At 44.3% G+C, this 21445-nt stretch carries 10 protein-coding genes; 8 read left to right on the top strand and 2 right to left on the bottom strand.

The annotated features are described in order from the left end of the window. The first annotated feature begins 101 nt into the window (after positions 1 to 101). The 4 genes from AC0YN7_RS16075 to AC0YN7_RS16060 all read left to right on the top strand — a co-directional run bounded on the left by AC0YN7_RS16075 (position 102) and on the right by AC0YN7_RS16060 (position 6879). Positions 102 to 2867 (top strand): alpha-mannosidase, encoded by a 2766-nt coding sequence (locus tag AC0YN7_RS16075; RefSeq protein ID WP_475811210.1) that lies wholly within the window; start codon positions 102 to 104, stop codon positions 2865 to 2867. Positions 2868 to 3316: 449 nt separating this feature from the next. After that, a complete protein-coding gene (locus AC0YN7_RS16070; protein ID WP_475811209.1) occupies positions 3317 to 4285 on the top strand; it encodes an ABC transporter permease in 969 nt (322 codons plus the stop codon). Positions 4286 to 4303: 18 nt separating this feature from the next. After that, positions 4304 to 5212: a carbohydrate ABC transporter permease gene (locus AC0YN7_RS16065; protein ID WP_475811033.1), complete on the top strand. Its 909-nt coding sequence runs from the start codon at positions 4304 to 4306 to the stop codon at positions 5210 to 5212. 41 nt (positions 5213 to 5253) lie between these two features. Further along, positions 5254 to 6879, top strand: coding sequence for an extracellular solute-binding protein (locus tag AC0YN7_RS16060; protein WP_475811032.1), 1626 nt, complete (start codon positions 5254 to 5256; stop codon positions 6877 to 6879). A 64-nt stretch (positions 6880 to 6943) separates the two neighbouring features. Here the strand turns inward: AC0YN7_RS16060 and AC0YN7_RS16055 are convergent, their stop codons facing one another. After that, positions 6944 to 9241: a helix-turn-helix domain-containing protein gene (locus tag AC0YN7_RS16055; protein ID WP_475811031.1), complete on the bottom strand. Its 2298-nt coding sequence runs from the start codon at positions 9239 to 9241 to the stop codon at positions 6944 to 6946. A gap of 562 nt (positions 9242 to 9803) precedes the next feature. Here AC0YN7_RS16055 and AC0YN7_RS16050 point away from each other — a divergent pair. The 3 genes from AC0YN7_RS16050 (at position 9804) to AC0YN7_RS16040 (ending at position 13507) form a co-directional block, all read left to right on the top strand. Beyond that, a complete protein-coding gene (locus AC0YN7_RS16050; RefSeq protein WP_475811030.1) occupies positions 9804 to 10742 on the top strand; it encodes an ABC transporter permease in 939 nt (312 codons plus the stop codon). Between the two features lie 13 nt (positions 10743 to 10755). Further along, the gene (locus AC0YN7_RS16045) at positions 10756 to 11661 is read left to right on the top strand and encodes a carbohydrate ABC transporter permease (protein WP_475811029.1); all 906 of its coding nucleotides are present in this window, start codon (positions 10756 to 10758) and stop codon (positions 11659 to 11661) included. Between the two features lie 91 nt (positions 11662 to 11752). After that, positions 11753 to 13507, top strand: coding sequence for a type 2 periplasmic-binding domain-containing protein (locus AC0YN7_RS16040; protein ID WP_475811028.1), 1755 nt, complete (start codon positions 11753 to 11755; stop codon positions 13505 to 13507). 247 nt (positions 13508 to 13754) lie between these two features. On the opposite strand, the gene AC0YN7_RS16035 is transcribed toward AC0YN7_RS16040, so the two are convergent. Then, on the bottom strand, positions 13755 to 14615 hold the full coding sequence (locus AC0YN7_RS16035; RefSeq protein ID WP_475811027.1) for a helix-turn-helix domain-containing protein: 861 nt from the start codon (positions 14613 to 14615) through the stop codon (positions 13755 to 13757). Positions 14616 to 14748: 133 nt separating this feature from the next. On the opposite strand from AC0YN7_RS16035, the gene AC0YN7_RS16030 reads away from it, so the two are divergent. Continuing rightward, on the top strand, positions 14749 to 21351 hold the full coding sequence (locus tag AC0YN7_RS16030) for an S-layer homology domain-containing protein (RefSeq protein ID WP_475811026.1): 6603 nt from the start codon (positions 14749 to 14751) through the stop codon (positions 21349 to 21351). The last annotated feature ends 94 nt before the right edge of the window (positions 21352 to 21445 follow it).

Genomic DNA, 21445 nt, shown 5'->3' with positions numbered 1-21445 from the left:
CAAAGCTCGTTTCGCGATGGTTATATAGAAATGTATAAGCGTGAAGCTTATACATTCTATATAACTAAAATAGTTATACAATGAAAAGGAGGCAAATCAGTATCATGACAAAAAGAACAGCCCACATCATTTCCCATACTCATTGGGATAGAGAATGGTATTTGCCCTATGAAAAGCACCACGTAAACCTTGTTAAGCTGGTTGATTCCTTGCTTGAGAAGCTTGATGCTGGCCCTGAATATAAAAGCTTTTATATGGACGGACAAACGATTATTTTAGATGATTATCTTCAGGTTCGCCCGGAGCAGAAGGAGCGGTTGGAGAAATATATCCAAGAAGGCCGTATTATTATCGGTCCTTGGTATATTTTGCAAGATGCTTTTCTAACTAGCGGTGAAGCGAATGTACGTAATATGCAGATTGGTCATCAGGATTCATTGAAGTACGGAAGTCCTGCGAAGATCGGTTATTTCCCTGATACATTTGGATTGGTTGGACAAACCCCTCAGCTTATGCTGCAGTCGGGTATCACGAATGCTTTCTTTGGACGCGGAGTGAAGCCAACTGGGTTTAATAATATGGTGTCTGAAGGCGGTTATGAGTCTTCTTTCTCTGAGTTGGTATGGGAAGGACCAGACGGCTCCAAAGTGCTGGGCATTTTGTTTGCGAACTGGTATTCGAATGGTAATGAGATCCCTGTGAATGAAGAGCAAGCGAAAGAGTTCTGGGAGCGCAAGCTGGCGGATGCTGAGAAGTATGCGTCGACAGATCAGTTGCTATTCATGAATGGCTGCGATCACCAGCCTATTCAGCTGGATCTGCCGGAAGCTCTGGAGACGGCTCGCAAACTTTATCCAGATACCGAATTTATTCATTCTACGTTTGAAGACTATTTAGTTGCCGTTGAGAAATCAATGGGACAACAGCTATCTTCCGTCAAGGGTGAACTGCGAAGCCAACGGACTGATGGATGGGGAACGCTGGTTAATACCGCGTCTGCTCGTGTCTACTTGAAACAAATGAATCAGCAGGGTCAGGTTATGCTGGAGAAGGTAGCTGAGCCGCTTGCAGCGCTTGCTCACTCTCTTGGTCAGGACTATCCGCATCATTTGTTCACTTATGCTTGGAAAACGTTAATGCAGAATCATCCTCATGACAGCATTTGCGGCTGTAGTGTTGACGAAGTGCATCGCGAGATGGTCACTCGTTTTGACAAGAGCCGTCATGTAGCAGAGAGCATCATCGATGATAGTAAAGCGGCAATTGCTGATGCCGTCGATACGACTCCATTTGCTAAGTTTGGAGAAAATCCACTGCCTGTAGTTGTATTTAATACAACAGGCTGGGAGCGGACTGGCAGCTTGACGGTAGAAGTTGACGCTGAGCGTCATTACTTCAACAATGCTCCTACGTTGGATGCTGGTACTAAATCTAGCAAGGAAGTAGACCTTTCAGGACTTGTATTGGTGGATGCTGAAGGTCATGTCATTCCATGTACAATGGATGATCTTGGCCTGCAATTTGGTTATGACTTGCCGGACGACAAGTTCCGTCAGCCATACATGTGCCGTAAAGTGAAACTTACGTTTGAGGCGGAGAATGTTCCGGCACTTGGACTGAAGACCTATGCACTGGTGCGTAATGAAGCGTTGGCAGCATCGGCTGGGTCCAACCTTGCATCGGGATCCTCACTGTTGACAGGTGAACATGTGATGGAGAACGAGCTGTTGAAGGTTTCGGTTGCAGAAGATGGCTCCTTCCAGCTAACAGACAAAACAATCGGTAGAACATACAGTGACCTTGGTGTTTATGAGGACACAGGTGATATCGGAAATGAATATATGTATAAGCAGCCTGATGGGGAAGCTGCACGCACTACCAAAGGTTTCAAAGCGGCTATTCAAGTGCTTGAAGATACTCCTTACCGTGCATCCATCGAGGTTATTCATAATTGGTCGGTACCAGCGTCAGCTGACAGCAAGCTGGATGAAGAACAGCATGAGCTAATCTACTTCCCAGATCGCAAAGCGCAGCGGGTAAGTGAGACTGTGCCGATGACAATCAGAACAGTGATCACATTGAATCGCGCCGGTAAGGGTGTTGAGATCGAGGCAACATTTAATAACCAAGCTAAAGATCATCGTCTACGGGCATTGTTCCCAAGTGATCTGAATGCATCTGTGCATCAAGTGGACTCTATGTTTGAAGTGGCTCAGCGCGGCAATGAGCCTGCGGCGGAGTGGACGAATCCAAGCAATGCCCAACATCAGCAAGCATTTGTCGATGTAAGTGAAGCTGGAGCTGGACTTACCGTTGCAAACTTCGGATTGAATGAATACGAAGTATTGCGCGATGGACGGAATACGATCGCGATTACTCTTCTTCGTTCAACAGGCGAGCTTGGCGATTGGGGTTACTTCCCTACTCCTGAAGCACAATGCCTAGGAGAGAGCACCGTACGTATGGAGATAATTCCTCACAGAGGAAATGGCATTAGCAGCGGCGCTTATGCCGAGGCTTACCAGTTCCAAATTCCTTGGATGACGAAGCAGACTGGCGTTCATGAGGGTGCTTTACCAGCTTGCTACTCACTAATTAAGTGGGAGAGCAAGGAGCTTGCGTTCTCTTCAATGAAGCTAAATCATGAGAGCAACGACATGATGCTTCGTTGGTACAATATGAGTGCGCAGGAGACAGAACTATCTTTGAATCACGGACTCAAGTCCCCGCGTATTTACACCAGCAATATTTTGGAGACTGAAGGCTCTGATATGGCGTTAAATGTTAATGCTGAGAGTAATTTATCGTTGCCTGTGAAGCCGTATGAAATTATTACATTGGGTATAAGCACAACTTCGAAATCGTAACAACTTTGGTGAAAAGAATCCCGATCAGGTGAGAAGCTATTACTGCCTCTTGCAAACTGATCAGGATTCTTTTTTTGCCAGGGCGATATCCAGTAATCGAATGGTGAACACTTCTACATTCCTGATTATTAATGCATACATGTTATTCTTGATTTCTCATGAAAAGTCCATGATGAAGGGATAGTTAACCTGATATGGGGGATAGGTCAAAATTGCGCAAGGGGGAAAGATAGAGGGTTTTGATCAAAAATTACACATCTTATATAGATCTATTTCAGCTGTCAATTATCGTGGTTTCCCCGCTGTGATGCGGTTGTTGGGCTAATCGAAAATGACATATATACGAAGCTCTCTGATTTCGGCTATTCTTTTTGTAAGCGTTATCAACAATTAATCCTGACCTTGATACCGCATCTAGAAGAACAATAACAGAAGTAGGAGGGGGAGATATTATGCAGGATACCAAAAGTATCTTATCGGGCAGCGCGCTTCCCAAGCAGAAGAAGGAAGAGAGTAAAGTATGGAAGAGAGTCCTGCAAAACTGGGAACTATATATATTTATAGCACCAGCGGTTTTATACTTTCTCATTTTTTCTTATGGACCGATGTACGGCATACAAATCGCTTTTAAGAACTTCGTTCCAACAAAAGGGATATTCGGAAGCGATTGGGTTGGGTTCGACCATTTTATCCGTTTCTTCAATTCCTATTATTTCTGGGACTTGATATGGAACACATTAAGTATCAGCTTGTATGAACTGGCCATCGGCTTTCCGATTCCAATTATACTAGCGTTGGCATTCAATGAGATAAAGGACGGGTTCTTCAAAAGGACAGCTCAGACCGTTACGTATGCGCCTCACTTTATTTCTGTGGTGGTTATGGCAGGTATGATCATTACGTTCTTGTCTCCCTCATCGGGAGTTGTTATTAACATTATTGAATGGTTTGGATTTAACGCTCCTGACTTCTTAACGGATCCGAGATGGTTCAAGACGATGTATGTGCTCTCAGGCGTCTGGCAGAGCGCAGGCTGGGGTACCATTATTTATTTGGCAGCGTTATCAAGTGTTGATCCAGGACTGCATGAAGCAGCGATTATCGATGGCGCCTCACGTTTCCAACGAGTTCGCCACATTAACATTCCGACGATTGCTCCAACAATAACGATACTATTAATTCTGAATATGGGCAGTATGCTTGGGGTAGGATTTGAGAAAATACTATTGCTGCAAAATTCATTGAACATGAGCTCGTCGGATGTCATTTCGACTTTCGTATATCGTGCGGGATTAATAGATGCCCAATACAGTTTCTCAACGGCGATCGGTTTGTTCAATTCTGTAGTCAACGCGATCCTGTTAATTGTCGTGAACCAGGTTGTGCGCCGTACCAATGATAGTAACAGTTTGTGGTAATAGAAGGGGGTGAGGCAGATGATTTCTGCTGTTAAAGAAACCGGTAGGGATAAAGTATTCGTTATTTGTAACTATATTTATGTATTCCTAGCTTTTCTGATCGTGGCTTATCCTTTAGTGTATATAATCAGTGCTTCAATAAGTGATCCGAAGTTAGTCGGTTCGGGTGAGATGTGGCTGTGGCCTAAAGGTATTACCTTTGAAGGCTATAAGAGAGTTTTCGAGAATGAGAGTATTTGGATCGGATATGGGAATACCATCCTCTATACGGTGGTAGGAACGTTGATCAATTTATTCGTTACGCTGCCTGCGGCGTATGCCTTGAGCCGCAAAGACTTTGTGGGACGAAACTTTTTTATGGGCATGTTCATGGTGACTATGTTCTTCGGCGGCGGCCTAGTGCCAACTTACTTGCTCGTCAAGGAATTAGGCATGGTAAACACGATGTGGGCACTTGTTATTCCTTCAGCCGCTTCGATCTGGAACATCATTGTATCCCGGACGTTCTTTCAGTCCTCGATTCCGAGAGAACTGCAAGAGGCTGCTCAAATCGACGGGTGCACGAACATGCGGTTGTTCATCAAAATCATTCTGCCGTTATCAATGCCAATCATCGCTGTTATGGGGTTGTTCTACGGTGTAGGCAACTGGAATAGCTACTTCTCGGCACTTATCTATTTGAATGATGCTGATAAATACCCGCTGCAGCTCGTCCTGCGCCAAATTCTTGTTCTGCAAGAAATGTCGGCACAGGGTGGGGGAGCCATGGATGCGTCATCAGCAGCGGCACTTAACAACAAAGCGGAGATCGCCTCGCTGGTTAAATACGCAGTCATTATCGTGGCAACAGTACCCATTATTGCTATTTATCCGTTCCTTCAGCGTTATTTTGTGCAAGGTGTCATGATTGGTTCCGTTAAGGGCTGATCTTGCTCATACATTTATTAATCTAAAGGGGAGAATTTATAATGAGAAAGCTTCGGAAATCTTCAGTATTGTTATTATGTTTCACATTGCTCATGTCATTATTGGCAGCTTGCGGATCATCCAAAGACGAAGGTGCTGCTAGCGGTACAAATGACACGGCTGCCTCCAAGACGGCTGAGGGTGTCACGAAAGAAGGTTTTCCAATTGTTAATAAGCCGCTTACATTGACCATGATGTCACAAGATGTCGGTATAGCGGATTGGAATAAAATGCCTGTTCTTCAAGAGATGGAGAAATTGACAGGAATCAAGTTGGAATATCAAAATTCACCGAGCGACAGCTTCGCAACTAAGAAAAATCTGGTATTTGCCAGCGGCGATTTGCCGAACGTGTTCTATGCTGCGGATCTTAAGCCTGCCGAACAAGTAACCTACGGCAGTCAGGGTGTTCTTATCCCTCTTGAAGGTTATATTGATAACGGTTACGCACCTAACCTGAAAAAGATTTTTGACGAGAATCCAGATATTCGTAAGTCGTTTACAACACCCGACGGTCATATGTATGCGCTACCCAACATCGATTTAGCAGCGGTCTGGTATCGCGGCCCGATGTGGTATAACGGTAAATTCTTGAAAGCCCTTGGGGTAACCGAACTGCCTAAGACAACAGATGAGCTTTATGCCTTTCTAAAGCGAGTTAAAGATGAAGATCCGAACGGTAACGGGAAAAAGGATGAAATTCCGCTTACTTCCGTTAAACTTGACGATTTGCGTATGTTCTTCCTTGGTTTTTGGGGCATTTATGATGAGGTCGTTTATGCCGATAAGGATGGTAAAGTACACTATACTCCACAAGAAGAGGGCTACAAAGGCTACTTAACATTCTTGAATCGTCTGTGGAATGATAATTTGCTCGACCACGAGACATTCTCTCAAACAAATGATCAGAAGAAAGCTAAAGGCGAAAATAATCAAATTGCAGTGTTCAATGATTATTTCCCTTACTTCACGCTTGGCGGTGAACCAAGTGAAGACAATCCATTGATGACTCCTGTGAAGAGTGAAATAGCTGGTTCCCCAGTCTATGGCAAGCATCCTGGTATCTCTGCGAACGGTACCTTTGCAATTACGAGCAGCAACCCAGCTCCAGAAGCGACAATGCGCTGGATCGACTACCTATACAGCTATGAAGGCGCTACACTGTTCACCCAAGGTCCTGAGAACTTACTGTGGAAATATAAAAACAAGGATACACACGAGAAAGAATGGCTCCCGGTTCCTGGCGGCGTGGATCGTGAAGAATACCGAGGTACGATGACACCGAACTATGGTATCCTCACTCCTGGTATGAACGACACTGAGCTTACAAAAGGACTTAGAAGCGACTTCGACGCATGGATTGATAAGGAAAATGCGGAAAAGCTTACTCCAATCGGCAAAGCGCCTTTCCCTAACGTTTATTTAACGAATGAAGAACAGTCCGAAGCTTCCGCTTTGTTGTCCGATCTAAACACGTATGTTAAACAGATGGAAGCGAAGTTCGTAACAGGTAATGAACCGATCTCTAACTGGGATAATTATACGGCTCAAATCAAGAAAATGGGTGGTGATCGTATAGTAGAGCTTTATCAAGGCGCATACGATCGCTGGAACGATTCGAGCAAGTAGAATGCAATAAGCTAAAATACCCGGTCACGCTAAATGGTGACCGGGTATTTTGCATCCTATTTTGTTATTCTTCATCGAGGTCGAGTGCTGTATCTGTCTGCTCGTTCTCTGAGTACAGCTTGCGGTATTGGCCCGGGGTATAGCCAGTTTCCTTTTTGAATTTACGGATAAAGTTAGGCGTATCGAGGTAACCGACTCGTATAATGATATCTTTTAACGGATCGTTCGTTGTTTTTAAATGGTGCATGACCTCTTCCACCCTTTTTTTCCATATATACGGAATGAAGTTCAGGCCCATCTTCTCCTTGAATGAACGGCTGACATGCGAAGGCGATATGGCGAACTCAGAGGATATCGTCTCAAGACTGAGTGTATGATCCATGAAGTGACTATCAATGTAAGCAACTACTTGGTCCATTAGTGAATGTTCTTCCTTTTTCGTATTGCGCTCAACCTGCGTGCAGATCCGGGAAGCAAGATTCAGGAAATTACGCTCTAATTCATCCAATGAATTGAAATTCATATGGGGGGCAATTTCCTGCATGACGTTATGGATGCCGAGTTCAGATGCGGTCTTCAACATCGTATTCAGAATGTCAAAGCATATGCAGCGCATAAGCAATGTGGAATGATCGGAAGAGTACAAACCTCGGATCGTCGGACTGATTATCTGAGCCGCCACATCATAGCTTCCTAGCTTCAAACTTTGCGAGAGCTTCATCAGCACGTTATTAGGAATCCAGTAGGTGTGATCTGGCGTATAAGACAGCTTCTCAAAATAAGTGACCGCGCCATTCCCGGTCGACATACGAAGCTCAAATGCGGAACAGGCCTCAATAAAGGACTGATTAATCTGGTCAGGATTCGAATAGCAGAGTCCGACGCCAATCATCGGAATCAAATCAAACATTTCGAGCATATTGCTACGTATTGCTTCAACAATATGGCGGACATGAGTGAATTCCTCCAGATTACTATCAAGGTTAAAGCTGACTATGAGTGCCAGCTGATCCGGTTGCGGGAGCTCAACGCCATAGGCATGCGCGATCAGCTCTGGAAACTCCACCTGGGCAAGCAACTCGATTATTTCTTGTCGATCTTGTCTGTCGTCCGGATGATCTTGAAATTGGGCCCATCCGATAACCATCACGAAGTGATGAGAACGGTTGAATTGAAGGTCGAATGCTTCCAGAAGATCGGGTGTCATGCTCTGGGCGTTTCCGTATTTCAGCAGCATAGACAGAAAGTGATTGCGGGCATAGGGCTCCTGAAGATCTACCCGCGAGCTGTAATCCTGCAGCGCTGTCCGGATATGCTCAAGCTCATTGCCGGATGGGGCGGATTCGCCTGCCGAATGTTTTGATTTGGATTTGGAGTTCGCGAACTCAACGAGCATGGATATCGGTTGGTATTGCATTCTAGCAAGCATGAGCGCGATCGCTGCACCCACAAGCACGACAATGCAGAATAACATGATGATGAAGCTGCGAACATGCAGCACGCTGCTGAAGAATTGGGAGCTTGGCATCATTGTCATATAGGTCCATCCGTTTTCCTCAGACTTTACAGATACGATAGAATGCTGTTTACCATTAATGGTTTTACTGTGAATGCCTGAGGATAGCTTATAGAGAGATTTGGCCTCTGCATCCATAAGGGATTCACCTTGTTGATTATTGGTCAGAATTTGGCCGTTGTTATCGAAAATATAGGATAATCCTTTGTACTTGCCTAGAATCGAATCGATCAAGCCGGTTAGCTCGGATTCTGGAATCAAGTACATGATCGTACCGTGCGGATTAGTACTGTTTGGTGTAATTGGAACCAGATAAGCCAACATCGATTGCTGCAAGTGGGTGCTGCGATTTATGAGATCGGCCGGCCGCATGGATGGAAATACGACACTGTTCAAATCTTTGACGAGGTCTTCTTGCTTCCAATTATGGAAGCTATAATTATTGACAAACACGTCAAGACTCGACATTCCTTCGGAAGAGTAGATCTTCTCATCGTTGTGAAAATACAGAAACATTTCGCCAATGATAGAGCTTGTTGCTTTGTATTGATCCAGCGCTTGAATAGCCTCTCCGCCGTAATAGGAATCATGGACTCGAAAAGGGGTCAGCCTTTCGTCATAGGAGACACGAGAGGCGATTTCGCTCAATTCTTTCATTCGGCCGTTAATTATATTTTCGGTTTGTGTTAATTGATTAAGATGAGACTGTTCAATCTCTGACCTTAAATTGCTGACAGCGTTCTCATAAATAAATACGGTAATGAGGATTAAGGGGAGAAGCAGAATGAATAAGTAGGACCAGATATATTTTAGAAATAGTTTGGATTTGAAGTAATTACGATTCATTGTGTGTGCCTCCTGTTGTTGTACCTCCTGTTGTTTGCCGATAGGGATGAGCCTTTCTAATGATATCAACAAATTTACCGTTTGGACATAGAGCGAGGGGCATAAGGGATAATATGCTAGATGCCGAATATTTTTTTAAATTTCACGACTAAGCATCATGAAGGCCTCTGCAAGCAGCTTTTTGATGCATTCCGTGCAAAAGGCTTAGGGATTTCTGCCTATTACTCGAAGGCAGGTATCAAGAATACACCCTGTACAGGGTCCAGCCAAGCGAGCTGCAGGTAGCCATCCTGTGTCTCGTTCGGCTTTTTTCGCTTATATGAATATTCCTGAAAACGTGAAGTGAAATAATGTATAAATATTTGTATAAACGGATACCGTGTATTGCTAAAAAATGCATGGTCATTCTTTGAAGAGAATAATTATTTGTAAATACGAAAGCGATTTGTTTGATTATAATAAAAAAGTGAAATCAACCTTCACAATAATGAAAATGGAGTAATGAAAACGCTATATTAATTGGGGATAGCAATGTTGTTAAAGAAAACCTTGAGGTGATTGCGTGAAGTCCGTAGAAACTAATTTGCTTAATAAGAAAGTAATAAATGGAAAAGGAAAGAAAAGCGTGATCCTGTCACTGATGGCATTACCATTCGTCATCCTTGTTTTTATGTTTAATTATGTCCCATTGTTTGGGTGGATTTACGCTTTTTTCGACTATAAGCCGGGAATTCCCCTATCTAGCAGCCCATTTGTCGGATTGAAATTTTTTAAGCTCATTCTCCATGATGGGGGAGATATGGCGAGGGTACTCAAAAACACGTTCGCGATGGGTTTGCTTGGGATATTGTGTTCTCCTCTTCCGGTCATCTTCGCCATTATGCTCAATGAAGTGAAACATAAATTTTTTAGAAAACTAGTACAAACTTCGGCAACTTTCCCTAATTTCATCAGTTGGGTAATCGTATTCTCCCTTTCTTTTTCCATATTTTCGAACGAGGGACTCTTTAATCAGATTATGGGTTCGCTTGGGTTCATTGATGAACCTACGAATCTATTAGGCAATGCGAATGCCGTCTGGTACTTTCAGACTGCGCTACTCATTTGGAAGAGTCTCGGTTGGACTTCGGTCATTTATTTGGCGGCGATAACCGGCATAGATTCAGAGATCTATGAAGCAGGCAAAATGGATGGAGCGGGCAGGCTCAAGCTGATCTGGCATGTAACAGTCCCAGGCATCATGCCGACGTTCATCGTACTTCTTCTGCTATCTGTTAGCAATATTCTTGCAATTGGGTTTGACCAATATTATGCCTTCAAAAATCCATTAGTGGCAGATAATATCGAGGTTCTCGATCTCTATGTGTACCGAATAGGCATAGCCACCAATGATTATTCCTATGCAACAGCAATCGGCGTTGCCAAAACCTTCGTAGGAATTGTGCTTCTGTTCTCTGTCAACACATTCGCCAAAAAAGTAAGAGGCCAATCCATCGTATAAAGGAGTGCAGGAAATGGATAATGTTCAGAAGCGTAAAATATCGGATCGTTGCTTCACTACAATCAATTACTCTTTGTTAATCTTGTTTACGATCCTGTGTATATACCCTTTCTATTATGTGTTTATATTTTCAATCAGCGATCCGGCGAAAGTGGTGTCAGGGGTTACATGGTTTCCTAAGGGCCTTACTTTATATAATTACATATCCATATTTAAGCTTGAGGGCATTTTTAGAGCATTTTTGAATTCTACGATTAGAACGGTCGTCGGGACGTTATTTACACTGTTCTGCTGCTCCATATTTGCCTATACGGTTACCAAAGAGCAAACCTACTTCCGTAAATTTATTTATCGATTCGTCATTCTTACGATGTTCTTTAATCCTGGACTCATCCCCGTTTATCTTACGATGAAGTCATATGGACTAATCAATTCTTTCTGGATTTATATTTTGCCTTTTGCAGTTTCGGCTTATTTTGTAATTCTGCTCAAGACATTCATCGAGCAATTACCCATCTCGCTTGAGGAAGCGGCGTTGATCGACGGTGCTGGTTATTTTACGGTATTTGTGAAAATCATTCTTCCATTAAGTCAACCGATACTTGCGACAATTGCGGTATTCTCAGCGGTAAATCAATGGAATTCCTGGTTTGATAACTACCTGTATGTATCCAATCCCAAGCTACAAACGTTGCAGTACTTATTATATCAATATCTCACTGAATCTCAGAGAATAGCAGACAGCATAAAGAATATGAATACTCAACAATTGCTAGACGCAGCTAACCAAATGGTGTTGACGCCGGAAGGCGTCAGAATGACGATCACGATGATTGCAGTCGTTCCTATTTTGCTTGTCTATCCTATGATGCAGAAATACTTCGTAAAAGGAATCATGATGGGGGCAGTTAAGGGTTAGCAGCAAGGGGGATGGTGCTAAGATCGATATACTTGACCTTACATTTTGGGGTCGTATATATAAATAGACAAAAAAACAGGAGGAAGGTCAAATGAAGGCAAGGGGCTTATGGGGACTTAAGAAGCTTCAATTCATCTTGGTGTTATGTATGGCTGTAGTAATAACGGTTACAGGCTGCACGTCTGGCAAAAAGAATGAGGAAGTGAACTCTGGACAGGCCACAAATCAATCGTCAGAAAGCCAAAAGCCGGTTGAGCCAGTTAAGCTTACGATTGGAAGCATCACATCGTTGTTTCAGATTGAAGAACAGTATTGGCCGAATTTGGTTACCGATGAAATAAAGAAAAAGCTGGGCGTAGAGATCGAAGTCATTGAATATGACGATGAGAAGTTGAAGCTTGCTCTAGCTAGTGGAGAGCTACCCGATATTCTCGTTACGAACAACAGTTACATTCAACAGTTAGTCGAAGGGAAAAATGTTATTGCATTAGATAATTACCTTGCAGATCACGGGAAAAATATTGCGGCTAATTATCCGAAGAGGGTTTCGTTCTCTAAGAAGTTCTTGAGCAACGATACCGGGAATCTGTATTTTCTCAATACGAATGCAGGACCAACGGGCTTATCGAACTGGTGGTGGAACGGTTTCATTGTAAGATGGGATCTGTATAAAGAGCTGGGCTATCCTACTATTAAGAACGAAGATGATCATCTCGCCGTATTGGCGGAAATGCAGAAGAAGCATCCGACAACGGATGATGGTAAAAAGGTTTATGGAATGGGATTATTCAATGATTGGGGTCCATGGGCCTATTGGGTCGGTCATGGAGCCAACATGGGGTATGCAAGCTGGGCGCCTCATGCCTATATAACCAATGTTCATACGAATGAGATGTCCGCAAACTATACAGACACTTCTAGTCCACTATGGGCAAACGTGAAATATTTGTATAAAGCGAATAAATTAGGTCTTCTCGACCCGGACAGCTTTACGATGAAGAGCGCAGACTACGCAGCCAAAGCTACAGCCGGGCAGTATTTGTCAGCCATGGCGACCTGGTGGATTGATGCCTATTCCATTGCAAGCGTGCAGAAGGATCCGAACTCACTTAAAGGATACGTCTCATTACCTGTCGAGGGGATTACGGCATGGGCAAATTCCTCAAGTTCAACTGGATGGCCAGGGTTTCTGCTTAGTGTGACGAAGAATGCAAAAAATCCGGAGAAAGCGGTCGAGCTTATCGATTATCTGTTTTCCTACGATGGAGTACGTACAGCGCTAAGCGGTATCCAAGGTGAAGATTGGGATGTCGTTGACGGCAAAGCTCAAATGCTGCCGGCTGCAATCGAACGGCTTAAAAATCCTAAGGATGAAGATAAAAAGAGAGGACTTGGCGTACTTAATAATATTGTAGGGATCACGGGTGCGGATGTTCATCCGACGGATGAAAGTCTCCTTGATCTTCGCAAAAGCATCGACGTACTTAAATTATCCCTGACTCCGACGCAACGAGACTTCAGCAGTCACTACGGAGTGGAGATGCCTTATCAAGTACATGAGAAGCTAATGAAAGAAGGAAAGGCTTTCGATCAGTCCAATCAGATGACCGAAATTCCTAATGTATTACCACAGACTCCGGATGATATTACAAGAATTGATGCCAAACTGGACGACATCATGATGAAGGGTATGCCTAAAGTAATCCTTTCCAAGTCCGATGAAGACTATGAGAAGAATATGAACAATATCTTAAAGCAGTTGGAGAGTGCCGGTGCGGAAACTTCTTTCGCATGGTGGAAAAAGGCTTGGGATGATGCGAAAGCGACTGTTATAAGCATGAAATAACGGATGGGTCAAGGAACAAGGTAGAGGCATATTCTCATGCTTCTTCCTTGTCACCGCCACGATTAAAGCCTTGAACGTGTATCGGAGTCCGATTATGAAAGCGTTCCCAAAAACATCGGAATGCTGCTTGGATACAATCGCGGAGATGCTAGAAGAATTATGATCCGCCTAATCAATCAAAGCGAATCGTGGCGAAAGGGCTGCCCGCCGAATTTAATGAACATTCAATCAGAGCATCAAGCGTGTACTAAGGGCTGGGTTGTAAAGCTTGAGGTTGACTTTTTCGCCAATCTGAAGGACTTTTACCCGTCTTTTTCTTAAAAGCATTGCTGAAGTGGTGTATATTCGCATATCCGGATTCTTCTGCAATTTGTTTGATTTTCATATCTGTAGTTGATAGATAATTGACTGCCGCTCTCATTCGAAGGTCATTCAGATACTCAATCGGTGTAAATCCACTGTACTCTTTAAATTTTTTGATTAAATACGTAGCTTGGAAATGAGATATATCGGATAAATGACGTAATGTAATGTTCTCTTTATAAGTGGTCTCCATGATGAGAATTAACGTTTTGATGATATCTTGCGTAGGGGTATAACTTAACGGAAGTTTGAGCTTTTCTTGGAAGCTTAAATCTTTTTTATACGATTGTAAGATTTCGTGAATCATTAAGAAAAGTTTCTTTATGTCAAGTAACAGAATTTCTTCGCTACAAGCCATTTCCTTTAATTGGCTGTGAAGGAGATTGTGAACTCCGTCAATGGTATGTTTCATCGCATTGGGAATCAGATTTGAGAGGTCTGACTCGCATTGCAGTCGGTTCCAGATCAGAATATTTTCTAAAGTCGGGAAACATGAAGTGTTGTGGGTTTCGTTAAGTTCTATAAACCAAAACGTAGCTTTACTCGATAAGATCGTTACGTCATGGGGGGTGTTGGGCGTAATAAAAAATAGAGAGTTGGGTTTAATATCGTACTTTTCTCCCAACCAATTCATCTGATACTTGCCTGTAGCTAGATACAATATCTCGAACGAAGGATGAATTCCTCCCGTTCTGTAGTCCGACGAGGAATTGTGCTCAACATACTTAAAGGTTCTTATCTGCATACCGCTTCTCCTTCGTGTTTGTCGCTTCGATTAAACCTAATTGTAGTATGGATCATTCGTACTGTAAATAAAGCGGGCAATAAATCATACAGTCGGATCGAAAGAAGTTTACAATCCTACGGAGGTGTTTCAGTTGTTCAAAAAGTGGATGATAAAAATATTAACTCTAGCTCTTATTCTATTAAACGTCAGTATGTTCACGGTACCGGTCATTTCTTTCGCAGAGGATAGCCAATTTGAATACGTTGGGCAAGATTCGCTATTCTATATCAACGATACACCGGATACCCTTGTGGGCATAGCGGATGCAACGGCGTCTGACGGCATGACTGCTAAAAAAGTACTTAAAGCGACAAATACGTGGGATTTCCAGTTGCGCATGACGAACGGAATTTTTACAAACGATGTAAACGGCAATGCGACCGGTGTTTCTCCTTTTGTTCCAGGGAAGGCGTATGAGCTTTACGCAAGAGTGAAAGTGGATTTTAATAATGAAGATGCTCAAGGTTATGCTTTCGCTGTAGGAGTCTATTCGATTACTCAGAACAACTATCCGCTTCCCGGAATTCGAATGCCTTTGTCCCAATTGAATTCAAATGAATGGACGGATATTAAGGTCGGAACCTATATCCCATCTTTGATTGGGAGGGAAGCCGTCTATCTGGCTCCTACAAATCACATGGAGAATGTAATATCGGCAGTTTATGTCGACAAGTTCTATTATAAAGAGGCGCCAATTGGTGTGCCGGCAGTCAATCTTGGCGGAGCTTTTCAGAATTCCCCTGTATCCCATGCCGGAGAGACGTTAACGATTCCCGTTACGACCGTTAATATTGCGAACGGCGAGCTTTTGGACGTGAAGGTAACGAATAGCAACGGCGAACAGCAAAATTTTGCAGTTCAATCGAATACGGTTCAAGGAAATATCGCCAATATTAAAATCATCGTTCCTCAGCGTACCAAGGGTGGGATTTACAATGTTGAAGCAGGCTATCAGAATGCCGAGATCAGCAGATCAACCTTTGAAGTAACGAACGCCCCTTTAATCATGATTGGAAACATTCAAGGGACTCCCGTTTCCTACAATGGCGGCACGTTAAATATAAGCGCAGCCACCTTGAATATCGAGGATTCAGAGACCATTCTTGCTCAAGTTTACGATGTGAATGGCAATGATGTGACTCAGGCTTCAGGCATCACATTCACTGGGAATACCGTTTCAGGGGACTCTGTGGAGATGACTGTTCAGATTCCGCCGTTCACGCAAGCTGGAACATACACCCTGCAATTGGCCTATGCGAACACGACTCACCAGGGAACGTTTGTTGTTCAGCAAGCGCCTTTAATAACGTTAGGGTCCATTACTGGAGATCCAATATCTTCTTCCATTGGTGGGGAAATTGTCATTCCGGTGACAACGCAAAATATTGCAGATAATGAGAGCGTTGTCGTAATCGTTCGAAATGAAGGCGGGCAAACGCAAAATTTCTCGATAACGGGAACGACGGTTGAGTCCGGGCAGGCGAATATTCATGTGACGATCCCGCCTGCAACATCGGATGGCAGCTATGTTGCGGAAATTAAATACGCGAATATCCCGTCCAGCACAGTTGCATTTACCGTTACGGGAGTCCCTTATCTTAAAGCAGGCGAAGTCATGAACAGTCCTATTTCTTACAAAGGCGGGGAAATCCGCTTGCCCGTTACTTCGGCTAATGTAGCGGATGGAACTGAAGTAGCAGTAACGATCAAAGACGATACCGGAGCAGATGTGACAGAGACTTTATCGTTTGCTGTCTCAGGAAATACGATTATGGCTAATGCAGCCAATGTTGTGATCACCGCTCCGAACGGTACGCCGGAAGGTGTATACGCGGTAGAACTGGAAAGTCTGGGCGCAGTCAAAAGTGAAACGAGCTTCACAGTGCAGGGGGCTCCCGCAGCCGACATTCTGCCCGTCACTGGTAACCCGGTGTCTTATTCCGGGGGATCCCTGAATATTCCGATAACGACGTTGAATATCGGGGACAACGAGGATTTGTCGATTACCGTTAAGGACGATACGGGAACGGATCGGACTTCATTGTTCACGATCACGGGCAATCAGGTTGCCGCAAATCAGGCTGATGTAAAGGTTATTGTGCCTGAATCGAATGCAACTCAGGAAGCCATTTACACGGTGAATATTCATTATGACGGTTTCCTGCTCGGTAGTACGAAGTTTCGTGTACGGGCTCTTCCCGCCAGTGTGACCGGCGACTACACGATTGAAGACAGCAGCTTTAATTACAGTAATAACGCCGCAAGCGCAATTGATGGGACGGCATCGGACGGATTCTCGGCAACTATGGCAGGAGACAGTGCAAGCAGGGATATCATATACAGGGACTGGAATTTCAGCATGCTGAAATACGCTGCCCCGTATGATGTATATTTCAAGTTGAAAATCGATCGCGGCACAAACAGCAGCGGCGGGGTCGTGAGAATAGGCGTATACGACGCGACGCAACAAAAGGATCTGCTCCCTCCCCGAACGATCGACTTGTCTGATACAACGGACCAGCAGTGGAAAGAATTCAGAGTGGGTACGTTAAATCCGAATTACGGCGTCAACCGGCTTGAGTTCTATGTCGAAGGGATGGGGAACGACGGTGTCTCCGGCGTTTATGTGGATCATATTGTGTTAAAAGAAGCTGTACCCCATGTGATCCAGAATGATCAATTTACGCTCGGCAGCAATGCATCAAACGTACCTGACGGATTAACGCCCGACAACAGTGCTGTGAAAGTATTAAATGGGGTGAACGAAGATATGCCATCTATCGAAATCCCTATTGCCGGAAACAGTTTGGTTGCCGGTGACTATACATTAATGCTGCTGGTAAACCCTGATCGAGTGCCGGGTTCAAATTGGGACGATGCTACCGGAGATGTAATGGGCTTATCGTTGCATGATAAGACGACAGGTCAAGTGCTGGTGCCTAAAAAAATCTATAGTACGGCGAACTCACCCTTTAATATGAAGCTTGAATACTTCGGGGCGATCACGATGCCGATTCATATTGATCCCTCTCATGAATACCTCATTAAAGTTTATTCGACTTCGAATGAGGCGGACTTCCCGTCATTTAGAGTGGATAGCGTAACGCTGACTAGGGTACTTCCGGAAATTTATTATGATTCGAATAAGTATAACAATGTTTACCCTTACAAGATTTCACCGGCAAATCAAGATGGCATTAATGATTTGGCTACCATTTATTACAGTATCCACGGGTTGTATGAGCCAGGGAAAACTATTGATGTTAAGGTTTATGATGAGCAAGGAAATACAATCAAGAAGATCGTAGAGGCCAGGGAAGATTGGACGTATGTGAAGGAAAAGTGGGACGGTACCAATGATCAGGGTAACACGGTTGCAAATGGGCTCTATACGATCGAAGTGAAACGATCGGATAATCGAATTTTCTTAAGAAGAAACGTCCAGGTCATAAGTGGTGTACAGTTGACGGAGGCGTCCGTGAATCCTGCGCTTGATGATTTTCCTAAAGGAGTCTGGTTTGAAGCCGGAAACATACCATATATCCAAGCGGATGCGGCTGCATATTTGGATCGAACATTCAAGGATATTAGTGAAGCAGGAGTTGACACTGTATTTCTGGCAAATTGGCACGGAAAGCCGGGTATATATGAAATAACTTTGGAGAAGGCGGCCGAATATGGACTCAAGATGATCGGTTTGCCTGACGGACATGAGTTGTTCAAGTTTTGGGGCGGTAACTATTTCGATTCGGAGGCTTTATATAGTAATGATGAAGTTCAGATGCACAACGCTTTAGTTGAACTTACAAATAAGGCCTTGCTTTCTGAACATGCGGATCAACTGATCGGATATCTTTTGTTCGATGAGCCGCGAAGCTTGTATGTGGTAGATAGGGAGCGGTTCCGGGATAATCTATCCGTTATGAGAAGGATGCTGGAGAGTATCGATCCGGGTCGGTTTACCGTTATCGATTATACGATGCCAGAGGATGCAGCATATTTCTATCCATCGAATCAAACGCAAGCCATGAGCCTGGATTTGTATCCAGTTGTTAATCACTATCCTACTCCGGGAAATTTCAAGCATATTGGTACGTATCCAGATGCTTCGTATGAAGAAAGCTTGGATGCTTCTACATTGCAGATTCGTAAAGAGCTTACGAACGATACGCCGGTTTGGATGATTTTGCAGGCCCATGGAGAAGTCGGGGGATTGCCGAGGGAGCCTATTCCTTCCGAGATAAGGGCAATGACCTATGAAGCGATCGGTAGAGGAGCAAGAGGATTTACGTACTTCCTGTATCAATCCACAGTCGTCTGGAGAGGGATGGTCGACTATGATTATACACACCGGCCACACATCTATGGAACCATTAAACAACTGATGAGCGAGATTGACTCGTTGAAGCCAACCATTCTCGATATGCGAAGGATCGCGAACGTCGCTGCAACAACAGGCGGTGGCGGCGGGGCTACGACGCAGCCATTTGATCCCGGTTACCCAAGCGCTGATGTTACGACCCATGAAAGCGTGAGTACCTCGAATAAGTATATTGTGGTCGTTAACCATAATGCGGAAGCGGATGATGACGTAACGATAACGATTGATCGTGCGAAGCTCGGAATGAATGTCAAATCGATTGTGGAAGTGAGTAAAGTGGACGGTAGCGAGTCGGAAGTTGGCTTTCAGACGACTGCCAACAGCTATATCCTTTCTGATGTGAATTTTGCGGCAGGAGACGGGAAGATATTCAAGCTTGTCAGGGACGACGAACAGATTGTCAAAGAAGTTCAAGATCAGCTCTTCGGAACATGGGGAGCGGGCAGCACCAGAGGCAATGCGGATATTTCCGCGTCGGACAATAAGACGGCAATGAAGGTTATCGGAGATAGCAATGGTCCGATGGACTTCTACAGCTACACAAGTGACGTAGGGCTAACTGCCGGTCAAACATATGATGTGTATGCAAGAGTAAAGGTCAATTACAAAACGGGGTTATTGGCTGACTTGGCTAATGGTCCGTCCTTTCCGAAGCCGGAAGGAAGTGCATTTACGGTAGGTATGGACTATAGCGCAGGAGGTACAATTCTGTCTCCGACAAACGTTGCCGCGAACACCATGGAAAACATGTTCTGGACGGACGTGAAAGTCGGCCGGTTTACGGCGGCTGCGGACAATCTCGCCCCGCAAGCGGCATTCGCTTATGTTTCGCCTGCAAACAACAAGTCGAATATCGAATCGATCTACGTCGACAAGTTTTACTTCGTTGAAGCGGGTGAACATGTCTCCATCGAGCTAGGTGAACCCACCCCGCAGGCTTTGGTTAAGGGGATCCCAGGTACAGTTACGATTCCCGTTACGACTGCCGGCATTATGGCAGGCGAAAGCTTGACGGCAAACGTGAAAAATAGTTCCGGAAGCGTGCAAAACTTCGCGATATCAGGAGGGACAGTAGACACCAATAAATTGTCTGTCTCGATCTCCGTCCCGGCTGCAGTTGATAAAGGGTTATATACGGTAGAGATTGGCTATGGCAATACGGTGGAAACAACGGCTTTTCAAATTACGGAGTCTGGATCGAATCCACCACCAGTGACGAATATAATTGAAATAAACAGTAGTCTGAAAATATCCCTTACTCCTCAGAAGCTGAAGGAGCTGCTCGCAGCCGCAAAGCCGAATGAAAACGGGATCGTTGACTTCGTGTTGGACTATACGAAGAATGAAGCGATGAAGGAGGTTCAAGTAACCTTAACGGATGTCAGGGAATGGCTGTCCAATTTGGATAAACGTACAAATCTTTCTATTATGACCGACTTTGGTACGGTGAAAGTGAACATAGAATCGATCCGGAAGCTTGCAACGAACGCTGCCGATCGAATCACGCTTATCATTCGGAAAGGAAGCTTAATCATCGAATGTCTGGTCAATGATAAACCTGTCGATTGGACGGATGAAGAGCATCTGCTTATTGTTGAGGTGAAGCATGATAGCAAACCGGGAGAGAACAGCGATTACATCGTTGCTTATCGCGAGAGCGGCGGGGCGAAAACAATTATTCCCCAAAGTGTTTACGCAAACGGCAAAGTGTCGTTCCAGACCGCGAAAATCGGAACGTTCGACGTCATTAATAATGAGAAGTCCTTTACGGACACGAAAGGGCATTGGTCCGATCGAGCAGTGAAGTATATGGCTGCGCGAGATGTAATTAAAGGCAATGGGATTAACACCTTCTTGCCTGATGCAACGGTCACTCGCGCGGATTTTGTAACGATGCTCGTTCGCATGTTGGGACTGAAAGGCGCGGCGACGGATTCCTTCAGCGACGTGAGCAGCGGCGATTATTATGCCAAAGAGGTCGCTATTGCCAAAGCATTACAGCTAATAAAAGGTACCGGAAAAAATGAATTCAAACCGAAAGAACAAATAACACGTCAGGAAATGTTCGTCATCGTTGAACGCGCATTGCGCAAGCTGGAAATGTTGGACGGTGAACCGGGCAATGCCGATCTTAGTGGGTTGAAGGATGCTAATTCGATATCCGGCTATGCCCGCGACAGCATCTCTGCTTTGTATGAGATGGGCTTGGTGAACGGATCCATAGGTAAGCTAAATCCTTTGAATCATGCAACACGAGCTGAAGCAGCGCAGTTTCTTATGAATGTGCTAGTAAAAACAACCAAGATGGACTAGAGGAATGAAAAGCGTGTGCTAAGGTAGATAAAACAGCTTTCCGTGAACAAAGGAAGCTAACAAACAAGCGGTCATGCGAGTTATTTCGTTAAAA

The sequence above is a fragment of the Paenibacillus sp. J31R122 genome (genome assembly GCF_056269185.1).
This window is presented reverse-complemented; position numbering and strand designations above follow the sequence as displayed.

What these genes read in the sequence shown, in the direction of transcription:
- AC0YN7_RS16065 (WP_475811033.1), top strand. Translation starts at nt 4,304, where the DNA reads ATGATTTCTGCTGTTAAAGAAACCGGTAGGGATAAAGTATTCGTTATT.
- AC0YN7_RS16060 (WP_475811032.1), top strand. Translation starts at nt 5,254, where the DNA reads ATGAGAAAGCTTCGGAAATCTTCAGTATTGTTATTATGTTTCACATTG.
- AC0YN7_RS16055 (WP_475811031.1), bottom strand. Translation starts at nt 9,241, where the DNA reads ATGAATCGTAATTACTTCAAATCCAAACTATTTCTAAAATATATCTGG.
- AC0YN7_RS16045 (WP_475811029.1), top strand. Translation starts at nt 10,756, where the DNA reads ATGGATAATGTTCAGAAGCGTAAAATATCGGATCGTTGCTTCACTACA.
- AC0YN7_RS16040 (WP_475811028.1), top strand. Translation starts at nt 11,753, where the DNA reads ATGAAGGCAAGGGGCTTATGGGGACTTAAGAAGCTTCAATTCATCTTG.
- AC0YN7_RS16035 (WP_475811027.1), bottom strand. Translation starts at nt 14,615, where the DNA reads ATGCAGATAAGAACCTTTAAGTATGTTGAGCACAATTCCTCGTCGGAC.